Raw genomic sequence first — 15263 nt, forward strand, 5'->3', positions numbered from 1 at the left:
GAGCAGCGCCCGCATAACGGCGCTCGAATCCCAGGTTTGACTTATATAAGTCCTGCTTGAAATAATCCGTCATGTGCATGCATTCGACGTCCTCGGAGACCCGGTCCGGCGCCGGATCCTGGAGCTGCTGGCCGACGGCGAGCTGAGCTCCGGTGAGGTCACCGCGGTCATCCAGAACGAGCACGGCATCTCCCAACCGGCCGTCTCGCAGCATCTGCGGGTGCTGCGGGACAACGGGTTCGCCAGCGTGCGAGCCGAGGGCACCCGGCGGCTCTACGCCGTCGAGCCCGGGCCGCTGCGGGAGGTCGACGTCTGGCTGGAACGCTTTCGCGGGTTCTGGGAGCAGCGGCTGGACGCGCTGGCCACCGAGCTGGCGCGGGGCAAGCGGGAACGCCGCGCTCCCGGCCCATCATCGAGAAACGAGCACACATGATCGACATCATCAAGCAGATCGAATACGTCCACCGGCAGCTGGAAGACGGCGACGAGCTCAAGACCGTCGTGCTGCGCCGCCACTACGACGCCGACATCGAGGACCTGTGGGATGCCTGCACGTCCGCGGAGCGCATCAGCCGCTGGTTCCTGCCCGTCAAGGGGGACCTTCAGCTCGGCGGCCACTATCAGCTCGAAGGCAACGCCGGTGGAGAGGTGCTCGAGTGCGAGCCGCCGCACCGCTTCAAGGTCTCCTGGATCTTCGGCGACGCCCCCGGGCTCTCCGAGGTCGAGGTACGGCTGTCCGCCGACGGCGCCGAGCGCACGCTGTTCGAGCTCCGGCACACCGCCGCCATGCCGCCCGAGATGTGGGACCGGTTCGGACCGGGCGCCGTGGGCGTCGGCTGGGACCAGGGGCTGCTCGGCTTGGCCCTCCACCTGACGGGCGAATCCATCGGCGATCCGATCGCCTGGCAGGGAAGCGAGGAGGGCCGTACCTACAGCACGACGTGCAGCCGGTTGTGGGGGGAAGCCCATGAGGCGGCGGGCACGCCCGCCGATCAGGCGAAGGCCGCCGCCGACAACACCAGCGCCTTCTACGCCCCGCCGGCCTGAACAGGCGCCGTTCGATCCTGCCTGAGTATCCGTTCCCGCGCGGTGGCCGTCATCGGACAAACGTGGCGGCGACCGCGACCTCCCGGTCACCGAACCCCTGTGGGGCAATCCCTTCACGGTGGCGGAAGCGCTCGCGGACGGCATCGCCGACGACGAGCATGCCGCCCACGAGCTGTGCGCCCAGCGGTTTCGGTCGTGGATCCTCGGCTCGATTCAGGGGGATCCGGACGTGCTCCAGATGGGAAACCGTCGGCGGTGACGTCCACGCGGACCGTGTGGTCGGCCAGCAGTCGCAGCGCCCTGCTGGCGCTGTCGGCCAAGCGTTGCGGGTGGGTCTGGCTGAGCAGGTTGCTGTTGTAGCCGACGCCCAACGCCGAGTCCCGGGCCCCGGCCGCCTCGTCCGGATGAGCTGCGTCGCTCCGAGGCGGTCCGGCCCCCTGCCGATGGTCTGCGGCAACCCCCGTTAGCTCACCAGCGCCGACGGGTCGCGTTCCGGCGGCCCGGCGGGCCACCATTGGCCGTCGCGGTCGGCGAAGGGGTACCAGCGGCCGTCACGGCCGTAACGCAGTTGCCGGGCGCCGATGGTCCAGCGGTTGCGCCATGCCTCGACCTCCGGCGGGCGCTCGCCCTCCCAGCCGGCCCGCAGGAGCGCCCCGGCTCTGGCCAGGTCCTTCTTGGGCGGGGTCCAGGCCGTTTCGAGCGCCTCCAACCCGTCGGCGCCGCCGTACCGCCAGGCCTGTACGGCCGCCTCCAGGCCGAGGTCGAGGTCGTGGGCGGCGGCCAGGCGTACCCGGTCCTGATATTCGCTCAGTACGGCCAGCCGCCCGGTGAGCAGCAGCTCGCGGGCCCGGTCGGCGGCTGAGGCGGCGAGCACCTCCAGCGCGGCCACGTCGACCCCGGGCGCGGGCTCCAGCCCGAGCGGCGCGTACGCGACGTCGAGCGGCGGCGGACCCGGCAACGGCGGCACGCCCAGGCTGAACGCCGCCGCGGCGGGCGTACCGGTCTCGGCCGGCGCGGGGACGTCGCGACCCTGGAGCGCCTCGATCAGCTCCTGCTCGCCCCGGCCGCGCATGAGCAGCAGGACGAACGGATCGGCGTCGAGCAGCCACGACGCCTGGTAACACAGGGCGGCCGCGTGCTTGCACGGGTGTCCCCAGTCGGGGCAGGAGCACTCCGGTTCGAGGTCGCCTACCGTCGGCAGCAGCGGGACTCCGGCGTCCTCGGCGGCCTCGACCAGGTCGTGCGGCATGTCGCGGTCGAGCAGCGCCGCGATGTGCCCCGCCTTGGCGGCCACCTGGTCGAGGAAGCGCTCCCAGTCGGGGGTGGTGAGCTGCTCGACGTGGACGACGGTGTCGTACTCGCTCTCGGTGACGGCGGCGATGCGACCCGGACTGACCGTGATGGGGCCGACCTGGCCGGTCTTGGCGTAGGTGCGGCCCTTGCGCAGGAGGTTGTGGTCAAGGGAGGTGTCCTCCATGGCCTGGATCCAGGCCCGGCCCCACCAGGAGGTGGCGAAGCGGGCACCGGCCCGTTGCGAGGGGAACGCGGGAAATCCTCGGACGGCGTTCATCTCAGCTCCACGAGTGCGGCGAGTTCCGCGTCGGTCAGTTCGGTGAAGGCGGCCTCGCCCCCGGCCAGTACGGCGTCGGCCAGCGAGCGCTTGGCCGCCAGCATCTCGGCGATGCGGTCCTCGATCGTGCCCTCCGCGATCAGCCGGTGCACCTGGACGGGTTTGTCCTGGCCGATGCGGTAGGCGCGGTCGGTGGCCTGGTCCTCGACGGCCGGGTTCCACCAGCGGTCGTAGTGGATGACGTGGTCGGCGCGGGTGAGGTTCAGGCCGGTGCCGGCCGCCTTGAGCGACAGCAGGAACACCGGAGCCGCCCCCTCCTGGAAGCGCTGTACCATCTCCTCCCGTTTCGGCACCGAGGTGCCGCCGTGCAGGAACTGGGTGGCGACGCCTCGGTCCGTGAGGTGCCGGTCGAGCAGCCGCGCCATGGCCACGTACTGGGTGAAGACCAGCACCGCCCCGTCCTCGGCGACGATGGTGTCGACGAGCTCGTCGAGCAGTTCGAGCTTGCCGGAACGGCCGGTCAGTCTGGGCGCGGCCTCGTGCAGGTAATGGGCGGGGTGGTTGCAGATCTGCTTGAGCCCGGTCAGCAGCTTGACGATCAGGCCGCGCCTGGCCATGCCCTGGGCGCTCTCGATCTGCTGCATGATCTCCCGGACCACCGCCTCGTACAGCCCGGCCTGCTCAGTGGTCAGCGCCACCGGGCGGTCGGTCTCGGTCTTGGGCGGCAGCTCGGGCGCGATGCCAGGATCGGACTTGCGGCGCCGCAGCAGGAACGGCCCCACCAGCCTGGCCAGCCGCTCGGCCGCCACGGCGTCGCCGGACTCGACCGGTTTGGCCCAGCGCGAGCGGAACCTGCCCAGCGAGCCGAGCAGCCCCGGCGTCGTCCAGTCGAGGATGGCCCACAGCTCCGCGAGATTGTTCTCGACCGGGGTGCCGGTCAGCGCGACGCGGGCGGCCGCCGGGATCTCGCGCAGCGCCTTGGCCGTACCGGAGGAGGGGTTCTTGACGTGCTGTGCCTCGTCGGCCACCAGCAGCCCCCACGGGTGCTCGGCGAGCCGCGCCGCATCCATCCGCATGGTGCCATATGTCGTCAGTACGAAGCCCTCATCAGCCAAGGTCCGGCTATTTCCGTGAAATCGGCGGACAGGGACGCCCGGTGCGAACCTGGAGATCTCCCGCTCCCAGTTCCCCAGCAGCGAGGCGGGGCAGACGACCAGCGTGGGACCGCCGCCCCGGTGCAGGTGCAGGGCGATCAGCGTGATCGTCTTGCCCAGGCCCATGTCGTCGGCCAGGCAGGCGCCGAGCCCGAGCGACGTCATCCTGGCCAGCCAGCGCAGGCCCTGCAGCTGGTAGTCGCGCAGCCGCGCGTCCAGACCGGCGGGCACGACGATCTCCTCGGGCTCCGACAGCCGGTCGCGCAGTTCCCGCAGCCAGGCGCTCGGCTCGATCGGCACCTGCTCGCCGTCGACCTCCACGGTGCCGGTCAGCGCGGCGCCTAGAGCGTCGAGGCCGGTCAGCGGCTTGAGATCGCGCTGGCGGGCCTTGCGGGCCAGGTCCGGATCGATGAGCACCCACTGGTCACGCAGCCGTACGACGGGCCGGTGCGCCTCGGCGAGCCGGTCCATCTCGGCCGCGGTCAACTGCTCGCCGCCCAGGGCGAGCTGCCAGTCGAAGCTGGTCAGGTGATGGCCGCCGAGGAAGGACGGCATATCGGACGGGGCACTGTCGCGCTCGCCGACGACGGCGCGGGCGCTCAGGCCGCGTACCAGCTCCCTTGGCCAGTGGACCTCGACACCGGCCGCGCCCAGGCGTTCCGCGGCCCCGGCCAGCAGATCCTCCACGTCCTCGCCGGACAGGGCCAGCTCGTCGGGGACGGCGCTGTCGAGCAGGCGTTCCAGCCCGACCCAGGCGCGGGCGGCCCGCCTGATGGCCAGCGTGGCGTCGATCCTGGCCCGGGGGCCGAACCCCGGGTCCGTGCCCGCCCACAGGTCGGCGGCGTCCACCACCAGGGATGGATCGGCCAGGCTGTGCAGCTGGACCACCGCCCGGAACTCCGCCTGCTCCAGACTGTCGGCCTCCAGACGCAGCGACAGGCGTACGCCGGAGTCCAGCCCCGCCGACACCTCGTCGGCCCAGGCGCGCAGCCGGGGCACTTTGACCGGTTTGACGGCCGCGAATGCCGAGGTGCCGGTGGCACGGACGGCGCCGGGGGAGCGCGGCATCGCATCGGCCACCGCGTCCAGGAACGCCCGCACCAGCGACTCCGCGTCCCTCAACCGCACCTCTCCGCTGTGGGCGGCCCGATCTTCGAAAGGTACGGACCGTGCGGCGGCGGGCATGGCGTCGGCCAGCTCCCGGATCCGCTGCACATCGGCCGCGTCGAACGGCCCCGCCCGCCACGAGTCGAAGTCGCCCGCCGAGACCCCCGGCAGGATCCGTCCCCTGGCGACCAGTTGCAGCGCGACCAGCGCCACAGCGCCCCAGAACCGCGCCGCCGGATGGGCGCCCGCGTCACTCCTGGCCCTGGCCAGTCCGGCCACGGCGTCGGCGACCGGGACGTGGGTGGCCCGGGCCGCAAGAACCCGCAGCTCACCGCCGTGCTCCTCGACCACGGGCACCGTGGCGTCCCCGTCCGGGTCGAGGAAGGCCATCCGCCCCTCTCTGGGCGGGTCGCCGGGCTCGAAGACGACCGCCTGCCGTACCAGATCCGTCATTGGGCTCACGGCCGTACAGTGTACGGTACGAATCACCTGTGGTTTACCACAGCACAGATCTGCCGCCCACCTCATTACCGCCATATTGGATCTTGATTAGCCTCTACAACATGACTGAATGGCTCATCATGCTGATGGAGACTCTGGGCGCCCCTGGGGCGGGCCTGGCGATCGCGCTGGAAAACCTGTTCCCGCCCCTGCCCAGCGAGGTGATCCTGCCACTGGCGGGCTTCACCGCCAGCAGGGGCGAGATGGACCTGCTCGAGGTGCTGGTGTGGACCACGGCGGGGTCGGTGTTCGGCGCGCTGGCGCTCTATTGGGTGGGCGCGCTGCTCGGCCGCCGCCGTACGCTGGCCATCGCCGCCAAGCTGCCACTGGTGAAGGTGTCCGACATCGAGAAGACCGAGGCGTGGTTCCTCAAGCACGGCAAGAAGACGGTGTTCTTCGGGCGGATGATTCCGATCTTCCGCAGCCTGATCTCCATCCCGGCGGGGGTGGAGCGGATGCCGCTGCTCACGTTCACCCTGCTGACGACCGTCGGCAGCCTCATCTGGAACACCGTGTTCGTGCTCGCCGGCTACTACCTGGGCGAAAACTGGTCGCTGGTGGAGGCATACGTGGGAGTCGGCACCAACGTCGTGATCGGCATCGTCGTGCTGGCGGTGCTCGTGTTCATCGGCGTACGAGTGGCGGAACGGCGCAAGGGGCGACATGCGCCCCGTCGCTGAGGGCCTGCGGCTGCTGGCGGCGGTGTCGCTGGGCGCCGCCACCGCCCTGGGCGACGTGCTGTTCCTGGTTGTGGCGTTGCCTTTCCTGGGCACTCCCAACACGCGGGCGGCGGCCAGGCGGCTGGTCCTGCTGGAGACCCGGCGCCTGCGCCTGGACCCGGCGGAGTTCGACGTGAGCGGGCAAGCCACGCGCTATCTGGCGCTCCGCGTTCCGGCGGGCTTGCTGGGCGGGCTGGTCGTGGGGCTGCTCCTGATCGGGGTGGTGACGGTCGGCCGGCTCGCCTGGGCCTGGGCGAGCGGCGACACCTTCGACGGCATCGCCCCCACCTGGTCGATCCTGCTCTATTTCACCCTGGCCGGGATCCTGCTGCTCTTCCTGAACCTGTCGGGTTTGGTGGGCGTCTACTCGCTCGAACGCCGGCTGGCCCAGCGCGTGCTCGGGCCCAACCCGACCGAGAGGCTCGAGCGCAGGATCGTCGAGCTGGCCGAGAGCCGGGCCGGGATCGTGGCGGCGGTCGACTCCGAGCGCCGCCGGATCGAACGCGACCTGCACGACGGCCTCCAGCAGCGCCTGGTCGCCCTGTCGATGCTGATCGGCCGATCCCGGCGCGGCCGCCCCGAGCTGCTGGACCAGGCTCACGAGGAAGCGCAGCAGGCGCTGGCCGAGCTGCGTGAGGTGGCCTGGCGGGTCTACCCGAGCGGCCTCGACTCCCTCGGCCTCGGCGAGGCGCTGGCGGGGGTGGCCGAGCGATCGAGCGTACCGGTCAAGGTGTCCTGTGAGCTGGCCGCGCGCCCGCCGATGGGGGTGGAGACGGCCGCCTACTTCGTCGTCTGCGAGGCGGTGACCAACGCCGCCAAGCACGCGGGAGCCACGCTCATCACCGTTGACGTGCACCGGGAGGGCACAATGATCGTCGTGCGGGTCGAAGATGACGGCCGGGGCGGCGCGACCGCCTCGGGAAGCGGGCTGTCGGGGCTGGCGCGCCGGGTGGCGGCGCTCGACGGCAGGTTCCAGCTGGTCAGCCCGGCGGGCGGCCCGACGACGATCGTGGCGGAGCTGCCGTGCGGGTGATCTTGGCCGAGGACTCGACGCTGCTGCGCGAGGGCCTGCTGCGGCTGCTCGTGGAGGAGGGCCATGAGGTGCCCGCCGCCGTGGGCGACGGTCCCGCCCTGGTCGAGGCGGTGGCCGCGCACGAGCCCGACATCGTGGTGGTCGACGTACGGATGCCGCCGACCCACACCGACGAGGGCCTGCGCGCCGCACTGGAGATCAGGCGCCGCTGGCCCAGCGTCAAGGTCCTGGTCCTTTCGCAATACGTGGAGAAGAAGTACGCCACGGAGCTGATGAGCGGTGACGTGGAAGGCGTCGGCTACCTGCTCAAAGACCGGGTGGCGCAGTTGACCGACTTCCTCGACGCGCTCGAGCGGGTGGGCGCCGGAGGAGCGGCCTTCGATCCCGAGGTCGTACGCCAACTGCTGGCCCGCACCACCCAGCTCGATCCGCTGGCCCGGCTCACCCCTCGGGAACGCGACGTCCTCGAGCGCATGGCCCAGGGCCTGACGAACGCCTCGATCGCCCAGGCCATGCACGTGTCACAGAGCGCCGTGGAGAAGCACGTCAACTCGCTGTTCGACAAGCTCGGCCTGTCACACCACACCGGATACAGCCGCCGCATGCTGGCCGTGCTGCGTTTCCTGGAGTCGTGACAGCGGTCATTGACATCGTGCCGGCAGTGGCCGAAGCCGGACGGTCCCGACGCGGAGCAGGTCGGTCGAGACCCTCCAGAGGCGCTTGGCGGCGGTGGGATCGAGCGCCCATTCCTTGACACCGTGCGGGTGCTGCGCGAGGTCGGCGTCGTCCGGCACGGTGTAAGCCTCTTGTGAATCGTCGAGGTAGTGGCCTCCGGAGTGAGCGAACTCCGGGGCGACGGCCGCGACGATGCTGGTGGCGGCTCCCTGCTCGACCGTTTTGTAGGTGAAGACTCCGGCGGCCTCGGCCGCATCGAGTGACGCCTTCTGCTGCGCGGTGAAGTTCCGCTGCAGCCCCGTCGCGACACCGCCGGGGTTCACCGTATTGGCAACGATGCCGTCGGAGGCCCAAAGGCGGGTCGCCTCAACGGCGAATAGAGAGTTCGCCGTCTTCGATTGGGCGTAGGCGATCTGCGGGTCGTAGCTGCGACGTTCGAAGTGGAGGTCGCCGAAGTCGATGCAGGAACGCATGTGCGCTGTCGAACTGACCGAGACGATCCGTGCTCCGTCGCGGTCGATCGCGCCCAGGGCCAGGGCGTCGTGAAGGCCGATGGCCAGGGCGAAGTGGCCGAGATGGTTGGTCGCGAATTGCAGTTCCCAGCCCTCACACGTCCGTTCGAGGCCACCGGTGACCACGCCCGCGTTGTTGATCAGCAGGTGTAGCGGACCGTTCCACGCGTCGACGAATCGCGCGACGGTGGTCATATCGGCGAGGTCGAGCCGGACGACTCGGGGCCGGATACCTCCGGTCGACTTCGCGATCGTCTCGGCGACGGCATCACCCGCGGTCGTGTTCCGGACAGCGAGCGTCACTTCCGCTCCGGCAGAGGTCAACACACGAGCCGTCTCGGTCCCGATTCCGGAGGAGCCTCCGGTCACGATCGCGCGGACGCCGGTGAGGTCGACGCCCCGCAGCACCTCGGCCGCGGTGCTGGAGGAGGTGAAGGGCGTGGAGATGAGCTTGCGAGTGGTCACGGCTGCGACTATACATACTAGACATAATTTGTATAGTGCGCCTGTCGCTCGTATGCTCGTTTCATGAGCAGTCCCGAGGTTGGTCACCCGCCGTCGACACTCGCCGACACCGACCGTCGGACCATGGTTCTGGACTCCGCCATGGTCACGTTCGCGCGATTCGGTTACAGGAAGACCTCGATGGAGGAGGTGGCGCGGGCGGCGCGCATCTCCCGGCCCGGGCTCTATTTCCTCTTCTCCTCGAAGGAGACCCTGTTCCGTGCCGCGGTCACCCAGGCCTTGGATCGCGACATCACAGCGGCCGAACACGTCCTGGCCAACACCGGCCGCCCCCTTCTGGAGCGTCTCGTCGAAGCGTTCGATCAGTGGGCGGGCCGCTACATCGGCCCGCTGACGAGCGATGTAGCGGTGGTCATCGAGGACAATCCCGACCTCCTCGGAAAGATCATCGAGACCCCGCGGCAACGTTTCGAGGAACTGATCACAGACGCGATCGCCATCAAGTCGGGACGAGAGGCGGCTCCCCCTGTCGCACAGACGATGATCAGCGCATCGATCGGCCTCAAGCATCAGGTCGCATCACGGCAGGTCTACCTCGAACGACTGGAGGTAGCCATCGATCTCCTGCTGCGCTGAAGACGCTTGCCCAAGCTGCGCGCGTACGGGGTGTGCGCCAAGACCACCATCATCGAGCGGGAGTCGACCACTCCCCAGCAGCAGACCATCGGCATTGTCGGCGGTGGCGACGGCATCGGCGCCGTTCGGCGGCTGGCCACCAAGGGCGAGAAGGCCGTCCTGATCGGCACATCACCGGCCAAGGCCGCAGCTGTCGCGAAGGAGGTGGGCGCTCCGTGTCACGTGGCCGACTTCGCCGATCTGGCGCAGGTACGCGACTCTCCGGCGAGTTGGCCGGCGGTTACCCGCGCATCGACGTGCTCACCGACAACGTCGGCGGGATCATGGGGGCCGCGCGCCAACCATGCGTTTGCCGGTCTGCCGCGACATTGATCGTTGCCGTTCCAGGTTCTCACAAAGCGAAGAGACCAGCGGCGTCGTGATCGCCTCAAATGAGTCGCTTTCGAAAGCGCACATGTTCGCGCGAACGGTGTGTCAGGTGACCCCGAAACCGCACGGATTCAGTCTTCTTCCGAGACGTCAGGAATCTGTTTCGTGGTGACTGGCGCGCAGCTGGATTGCATCTGGGACGGTCACGACGAAGTGCGCCTTCCAGCAGTCCGACTCTTGAGTGCCGATCTCGACCTTGCAGCCCGAGCAGATGAGGTTGGGGCCGTCCAATCCCGAAGGGCCGCAACATCCGCTCCACCCGGTGGACGATGACTGTGGCGATGACCATGACGCTCAGGCTCAGGGGGTAGCCGAGCAGCCAGTGCAGCTCGGGTACGTAGTCGAAGTTCATGCCGTAGATCCCGGCGATCATCGTGGGGACGGCGATGAGGGCCGCCCACGAGGAGATCTTGCGCATGTCGACGTTCTGCTGGATGGCCGCCGCGCTCTGCTCACGGCTCACCAGGGCCAGGTGGGCGCTCAGGGCGCTGGTGAGCAGTTCGTTGTGCTCGTCGACCTGGGCGTCCACACGTAGCAGGTGGTCCAGGACGTCACGGAACTGGTCACGGGCGACGGTGCACAACTCCACCCGGCCTTTGACGATCTCCTCCAGGACCGGCACCAGAGGATCCTGAGCCGCGCGGAACTCCAGCACTTCGCGCTTGAGGGAGTAGATGTCTTCGGTGACATCGGCCTGCTCGCCGCTGAAGACACGTCGCTCCAGGACGATGAGGTCGTGTTCGACCTCGTGGGAGATCTGGGAGTACGTGTCGACGACCTGATCGCAGATCGCGTAGAGCACCCCGGAAGGTCCGGCGGCCAGCAGGTCGGGGTCGGATTCGATGCGCCGACGCACCCCGGTCAGAGGATTGGCCTGGCCATGGCGAGCTGATGTCTCGCCTCGGCCCCGGGGAACCGGCCGGGAGCAGAGCAGGGTGGCGGATTGTGCCGCGAGCTACGCGCCTGGTGCGGTGTCCACCAACGCGGTGACGGCAAAGCCGACTATCTGGTCGTCTACGACGGCGGCGCGGCCTCCGGCCACGTGCGCGAAGGACAATGCCCGCAACACCTCTTCGCTCCTGCACTCGGCCCGTGGAACTGCCCGGACCGACCTCAGCTCATGAAGACGACCTGGAAGAGTACGGCGACCGCCGCCCCGGCCCCACGCTTGCGGTTCCGGTTTGCAGCTTCAGCTATTCGGTGTTGCTATGTACCGGTAGTCAGTGTTACTTTATACCAGTAGTCAGCACCACCGAGTAGCTCAAGCGGGGGTGGAGTGTTCCACGGCGTCCGAGAAGGCCGCCGCGCAAGGTGCACTCCCTGAACACGAGCCTTACAAGATCGAACACTGTAGATAAGGAGCTTCATGATGGGAATTGGCAACAGTGGCTTCTCCGCGGCAGGGCTGCGAAGACTGCGCGAGGTGCTGGGGCGGTATGTCGAGTCCGGGAAGATTCCCGGGCTGGTCGCTCTGGTCGGCCGGGGGGAGGAGACGCATGTCGAGGTGATCGGGACGATGCGCCATGACGGTGGCGCGCCGATGCGCCGGGACACCATCTTCCGGATGGCCTCGACGTCCAAGCCGGTCGCGGTGGCGGCGGCGATGGTCCTGCTGGATGAGTGCCGGGTGCGGCTGGATGACCCGGTGGATCGGTGGCTGCCCGAGCTCGCCGACCGGCAGGTGCTGAAGCGGGCCGATGGCCCGCTGGACGACATCGTGCCGGCGCGGCGGCCGATCACCGTGCGGGACCTGCTGACCTCCACGTGCGGGCTCGGGCTGGATATGACGGCGCGGACCGCTCCGATGATGAGCGCGTTCTTCGAGCGGGGGGTCTACGGCCAGGAGGACGGATGGATGTTGCCGGCGCCGGGGCCGGATGAGTGGATGCGCCGCCTGGGCACGCTGCCGCTGATGTACCAGCCCGGCGAGCGGTGGCTGTACAACGTCAGCGACGATCTGCTCGGCGTGCTGGTGGCCAGGGTCACCGGCCAGTCGTTCGAGGAGTTCCTGCGCGAACGCATCTTCGATCCGCTGGGCATGAAGGACACCGGTTTCCACGTGCCCGCCGACAAGATCGACCGGCTGCCGCCCCTGTACGCCCCCGATTGGCAGACCGGCGAGTTCCACGTGGAGGACGAGGCCGAAGGGGGACACCACAGCAAGCCTCCGGCATTCCAGTCAGGCGGCGGCGGACTGGACTCCACCGTCGACGACTATCACGCCTACTTCCGGATGCTGCTGAATCACGGGATGCACGGGAACCAGCGGATCCTGTCCCGGCCCGCCGTCGAACTGATGACCACCAACCGCCTCACCCCCGAGCAGACAACTGCCCGAGAAGCCTGGGCCCGCAGGGTCGTCCATTTGTCGCACGGCCAGGGGCAGCACGGCGGCTGGGGCTTCGGGATGGCGGTGCGTACCTACCGCGGCGACTACGCGCCCATCGGCCAGTTCGGCTGGGACGGCGGAGCCGGCACCACGACCTATGCCGACCCAGACAACCAGCTCGTCGGCCTCCTGCTCACCCAGACCGGGATGTCCACCCCGGATTCGGCGCGGGCCATCCACGACTTCTGGACCACCCTCTACCAGGCCATCGACGCCTGACCCCGAGCGCGAGCCCGGTAGGCCCACTCTGGTAGCTGATGCGGCCTGGCCGAGGAGCGGTGTCACCGCACCCCGCCAGGTCGCCGTCGCGGTGGGTCAGGCGCCGTGGTAGCCAGAGCACTTCCGAGCTGCCCGCGCGGCACGCACCCGCGCGGGCGATGGCGCTAGCGGCCGGTGGACGGGAGTACGGCCATGAGCGCAGCGGCAGCCGCCGTGACCGCGGTCACCGCCAGGAAGCCCAGCGCGCCCGTGGCAAGCACGACCGCCTCCAAGCCGGTCAGGCCGGATCGGCTGGGCAGAACTCCGACTGAAGCACGTCCGTGAGCGTGCCGACCGGGTTGTTCCAGTCGCCGTTGACGTTGCTCACCACCATGCGCTTGCCGTCGCGGCTGCCCATCGCGTACGAATACGAGCCGCTGATGGCGCCCGCGACACCCCAGACCGTCGCGCCGCACGACAGCTTCTGCGAGAAGACGCCGAGCCCGTAAGTGGTGTTGGGAATCCATCTGCCCCCTGTCGAGATCGTGGTGAACATCTCGCGCTGCTCGGCGGGCGCGAGAAGCCGGCCGCTCAGCAGCGCGCTGACGAACCGGTCGAGATCCCTGGCCGTCGACACCATGCCGCCGGCCGCCCAGCCTGTGGACACGTTCATCTCGGTCACGTCGTAGACCTTGGCGTCGGGGCCGGTCACGAACAGCGTCGAGTAGTGCCGCGCGTGTGGCCCGCGGATCACCGTGTCGTCGCCCGGCAAGTACGTCCCGGTCAGAGCCAGCGGGCGGACGATCCGCCGCGAGATCTCGTCGGCGAGCGTCCGGCCAGCCACCCGTTCAATGATCATCCCGGCGAGAATGTAGTTGGTGTTGGAGTACCCGAAGCCCTGGCCCGGCCCGAAGTAGGGCTGATGGGACATGGCGATCTCCACGAGCTGTTCCGGACGGTATTTCTCGTAGCGGTGCTTGAAGAACTCCGGACCCACGAATTTGGCGAACGCCTCCTCGTCATTGCCGTAGTTGAAGATCCCGCTGGAGTGGTTGAGCAGTTGCCTGATGCTGATCTTGCCGCCATCGTTGCCGTTGCCTTTCACCACCCCGGGCAGCCACTTCTCGACCGTGTCGTCGAGGCTCAGCCTGCCTTCGGCCGAGAGTTGCAGGATCACCGTCGCCGTGAACGCCTTGCTGGCACTCCCGATGCGGTACCGCTCCTGAGGCAGGCGCTTTCGACCGGTTCGGGTGTCGGCCACCCCCGCCGAGCCGAACCACGACCGACGGCCGTCACGGACCGCGGCGAGGATGCCGGGAAGACCGCCTTCGGTCACAGCCCGGTCGAGCGCACGCTGGACCGCCGCATGGCTTGGGGCGACCGCCGCCGAGGACGTCTCGGGAATCGCCATGACGCTCGTCGCGACCGTCGTCATGCCGACGATCACGCGGGCTGTGCGGGTGAGAGAGAAGATCCTTTTCATTGGTCACACCACGTCCCAGGTGACCGGAAGCCGGTGCAGGCCGTACACATCCGAGTGGGCGCGCAGCGGCACGTCCTCCGGCGGGATGGCCAGGCGCAGCGTCGGGAAGCGCGCGACCAGCGCGGGAAAGGCGACCCGCATCTCGACACGGGCCAGTTGCTGACCCAGGCACTGGTGGATGCCGTGGCCGAAGGAGGTGTGCCCGGTGGCGTCCCGGCGCAGGTCGAGAGTGTCGGGGTCGGCGTACTTCGCCGGGTCGCGGTTGGCGGCCTGGACCGAGACGGTGACCGTGTCACCGGCCTTGATCAGGTGACCGTCCAGCTCGACGTCTTCCAGCGCCGTTCGTATCCCGGTGTGGACGATGCTCAGGTAGCGCAGCAGTTCCTCGACGGCCTGGTCGGTGATGCCCGGGTCAGCGCGCAGGGCGGCGAGCTGGCCGGGGTGGGACAGAAGGGCGAAGGTGCCCAGCGCGAGCATGTTGGCGGTGGTGTCGAGGCCGGCGCCCAGCAGCAGCACCCCGATGTTGGTGAGCTCCTCATCGGTGAGGTCGCCGGTGCTCAGGTCGCTGAGCAGGTCGTCGGTGGGTTCGGCGCGCTTGGTGAGTACGAGCTCGCGCAGGGTCTCCTGCAGCGCGGCGAAGGCGCCGTAGCGCTCCTCCACTGTGGTGTCGTTGTCGTTCACCGTCGCCGCGTGACGCTGGAAGGACTCGCGACCGGCATAGGGGACGCCGAGCAGCTCGCAGATCATCAGCGCGGGGATGGGTTGCGCGTACGCCGTCACCAGGTCCACCGGCGGGCCGTGCCGCTCCATGGCGTCCAGGAGCTCGGCGGTGATCTGCTCGACGCGCTCGGTGAGCAGGCGCATCCGGCGGACGGTGAACTTCGCGGTGAGCAGGCCGCGGTAGCGGGTGTGCTCGGGGGCGTCCATCCCGATGAACATTCCGGGCGGCGCGGGCGGGGGCTGCTCCATGGTGCCCGCTCCGGGCAGCGGGGAGCGCATGAGCTCGTGCCGAGAGCTGAAGCGGGGGTCGGCCATCACCGCGCGGGCCAGGGCGTGGCCGGTGACCAGCCAGCCCACGTGCCCGTCGGGGAAGGCCAGCCGGCTCAGCGGCCGCCGCCGCGCCAGCTCCTCGGGCGGGTCGAAGGGACAGCCCGCGGGGCGCGTCATGGGAAGCCCTGTCAAGACGGTCATCTCTACTCCTTCAAGTCGCGATAGTACTCCTTCAGGACTTGCCAAAAGCTACGTTGCATTCAATATAAATGTCAATCAGCAAGACCGACATTTCACCATTTGAGCAGGTTAGAAGCGGAAATAATTGCAATGGCTATACGCCTGAATGCAACTG

Annotated in this window: 15 protein-coding genes; 9 read left to right on the forward strand and 6 right to left on the reverse strand. The window is 69.0% G+C overall.

The genetic code is table 11. From position 1 onward, the window contains the following. Nucleotides 1-73: 73 nt before the first annotated feature. The 3 genes from AB0H88_RS15880 to AB0H88_RS15890 all read left to right on the forward strand — a co-directional run bounded on the left by AB0H88_RS15880 (nucleotide 74) and on the right by AB0H88_RS15890 (nucleotide 1306). Nucleotides 74-433 carry a metalloregulator ArsR/SmtB family transcription factor gene (locus AB0H88_RS15880; RefSeq protein WP_357644887.1) on the forward strand — a complete coding sequence of 120 codons (360 nt, stop codon included), beginning with the start codon at nucleotides 74-76 and terminating at the stop codon, nucleotides 431-433. Beyond that, the gene (locus AB0H88_RS15885; protein ID WP_357644889.1) at nucleotides 430-1047 is read left to right on the forward strand and encodes an SRPBCC family protein; all 618 of its coding nucleotides are present in this window, start codon (nucleotides 430-432) and stop codon (nucleotides 1045-1047) included. The genes AB0H88_RS15880 and AB0H88_RS15885 overlap by 4 nt, the downstream gene beginning before the upstream one ends. Before the next feature lie 118 nt (nucleotides 1048-1165). After that, on the forward strand, nucleotides 1166-1306 hold the full coding sequence (locus tag AB0H88_RS15890; protein WP_357644890.1) for a hypothetical protein: 141 nt from the start codon (nucleotides 1166-1168) through the stop codon (nucleotides 1304-1306). 204 nt (nucleotides 1307-1510) lie between these two features. On the opposite strand, the gene AB0H88_RS15895 is transcribed toward AB0H88_RS15890, so the two are convergent. Then, nucleotides 1511-2617 (reverse strand): SWIM zinc finger family protein, encoded by a 1107-nt coding sequence (locus AB0H88_RS15895; protein WP_357644892.1) that lies wholly within the window; start codon nucleotides 2615-2617, stop codon nucleotides 1511-1513. Further along, nucleotides 2614-5331, reverse strand: a complete 2718-nt coding sequence (locus AB0H88_RS15900; RefSeq protein WP_357646379.1) for a DEAD/DEAH box helicase — start codon at nucleotides 5329-5331, stop codon at nucleotides 2614-2616. Before AB0H88_RS15900 ends, AB0H88_RS15895 begins: the two co-directional genes overlap by 4 nt. A 110-nt stretch (nucleotides 5332-5441) precedes the next feature. Between AB0H88_RS15900 and AB0H88_RS15905 the strand changes: the two genes are divergently transcribed. The 3 genes from AB0H88_RS15905 to AB0H88_RS15915 are packed head-to-tail and all read left to right on the forward strand — an operon-like array spanning nucleotide 5442 to nucleotide 7766. Beyond that, nucleotides 5442-6059: a DedA family protein gene (locus AB0H88_RS15905; protein WP_357644894.1), complete on the forward strand. Its 618-nt coding sequence runs from the start codon at nucleotides 5442-5444 to the stop codon at nucleotides 6057-6059. Further along, entirely contained in the window at nucleotides 6043-7131 is a 1089-nt protein-coding gene (locus AB0H88_RS15910; protein ID WP_357644896.1) for a histidine kinase, read from the forward strand. Before AB0H88_RS15905 ends, AB0H88_RS15910 begins: the two co-directional genes overlap by 17 nt. After that, a complete protein-coding gene (locus AB0H88_RS15915) occupies nucleotides 7122-7766 on the forward strand; it encodes a response regulator transcription factor (protein WP_357644898.1) in 645 nt (214 codons plus the stop codon). Before AB0H88_RS15910 ends, AB0H88_RS15915 begins: the two co-directional genes overlap by 10 nt. A gap of 6 nt (nucleotides 7767-7772) precedes the next feature. Here AB0H88_RS15915 and AB0H88_RS15920 read toward each other — a convergent pair whose 3' ends face one another. After that, complete coding sequence (locus AB0H88_RS15920) at nucleotides 7773-8783, reverse strand: SDR family NAD(P)-dependent oxidoreductase (protein WP_357644900.1); 1011 nt, start codon at nucleotides 8781-8783, stop codon at nucleotides 7773-7775. A gap of 141 nt (nucleotides 8784-8924) precedes the next feature. Between AB0H88_RS15920 and AB0H88_RS15925 the strand changes: the two genes are divergently transcribed. Both AB0H88_RS15925 and AB0H88_RS15930 read left to right on the forward strand, forming a co-directional pair. Next, nucleotides 8925-9419: a TetR/AcrR family transcriptional regulator gene (locus tag AB0H88_RS15925; RefSeq protein WP_357644901.1), complete on the forward strand. Its 495-nt coding sequence runs from the start codon at nucleotides 8925-8927 to the stop codon at nucleotides 9417-9419. A gap of 6 nt (nucleotides 9420-9425) precedes the next feature. Beyond that, nucleotides 9426-9791, forward strand: coding sequence for a hypothetical protein (locus tag AB0H88_RS15930; RefSeq protein ID WP_357644903.1), 366 nt, complete (start codon nucleotides 9426-9428; stop codon nucleotides 9789-9791). Nucleotides 9792-9846: 55 nt separating this feature from the next. Here AB0H88_RS15930 and AB0H88_RS15935 read toward each other — a convergent pair whose 3' ends face one another. Beyond that, nucleotides 9847-10782: a magnesium and cobalt transport protein CorA gene (locus AB0H88_RS15935; RefSeq protein WP_357646381.1), complete on the reverse strand. Its 936-nt coding sequence runs from the start codon at nucleotides 10780-10782 to the stop codon at nucleotides 9847-9849. A gap of 432 nt (nucleotides 10783-11214) precedes the next feature. On the opposite strand from AB0H88_RS15935, the gene AB0H88_RS15940 reads away from it, so the two are divergent. Then, nucleotides 11215-12456: a serine hydrolase domain-containing protein gene (locus AB0H88_RS15940; RefSeq protein ID WP_357644905.1), complete on the forward strand. Its 1242-nt coding sequence runs from the start codon at nucleotides 11215-11217 to the stop codon at nucleotides 12454-12456. A 277-nt stretch (nucleotides 12457-12733) separates the two neighbouring features. On the opposite strand, the gene AB0H88_RS15945 is transcribed toward AB0H88_RS15940, so the two are convergent. Both AB0H88_RS15945 and AB0H88_RS15950 read right to left on the reverse strand, forming a co-directional pair. Next, on the reverse strand, nucleotides 12734-13918 hold the full coding sequence (locus tag AB0H88_RS15945) for a serine hydrolase domain-containing protein (protein WP_357644907.1): 1185 nt from the start codon (nucleotides 13916-13918) through the stop codon (nucleotides 12734-12736). Between the two features lie 3 nt (nucleotides 13919-13921). Next, a complete protein-coding gene (locus AB0H88_RS15950; RefSeq protein WP_357644909.1) occupies nucleotides 13922-15109 on the reverse strand; it encodes a cytochrome P450 in 1188 nt (395 codons plus the stop codon). Between the last annotated feature and the right edge of the window lie 154 nt (nucleotides 15110-15263).

It is taken from the genome of Nonomuraea sp. NPDC050680 (genome assembly GCF_040654555.1).
Classification (GTDB): domain Bacteria; phylum Actinomycetota; class Actinomycetes; order Streptosporangiales; family Streptosporangiaceae; genus Nonomuraea.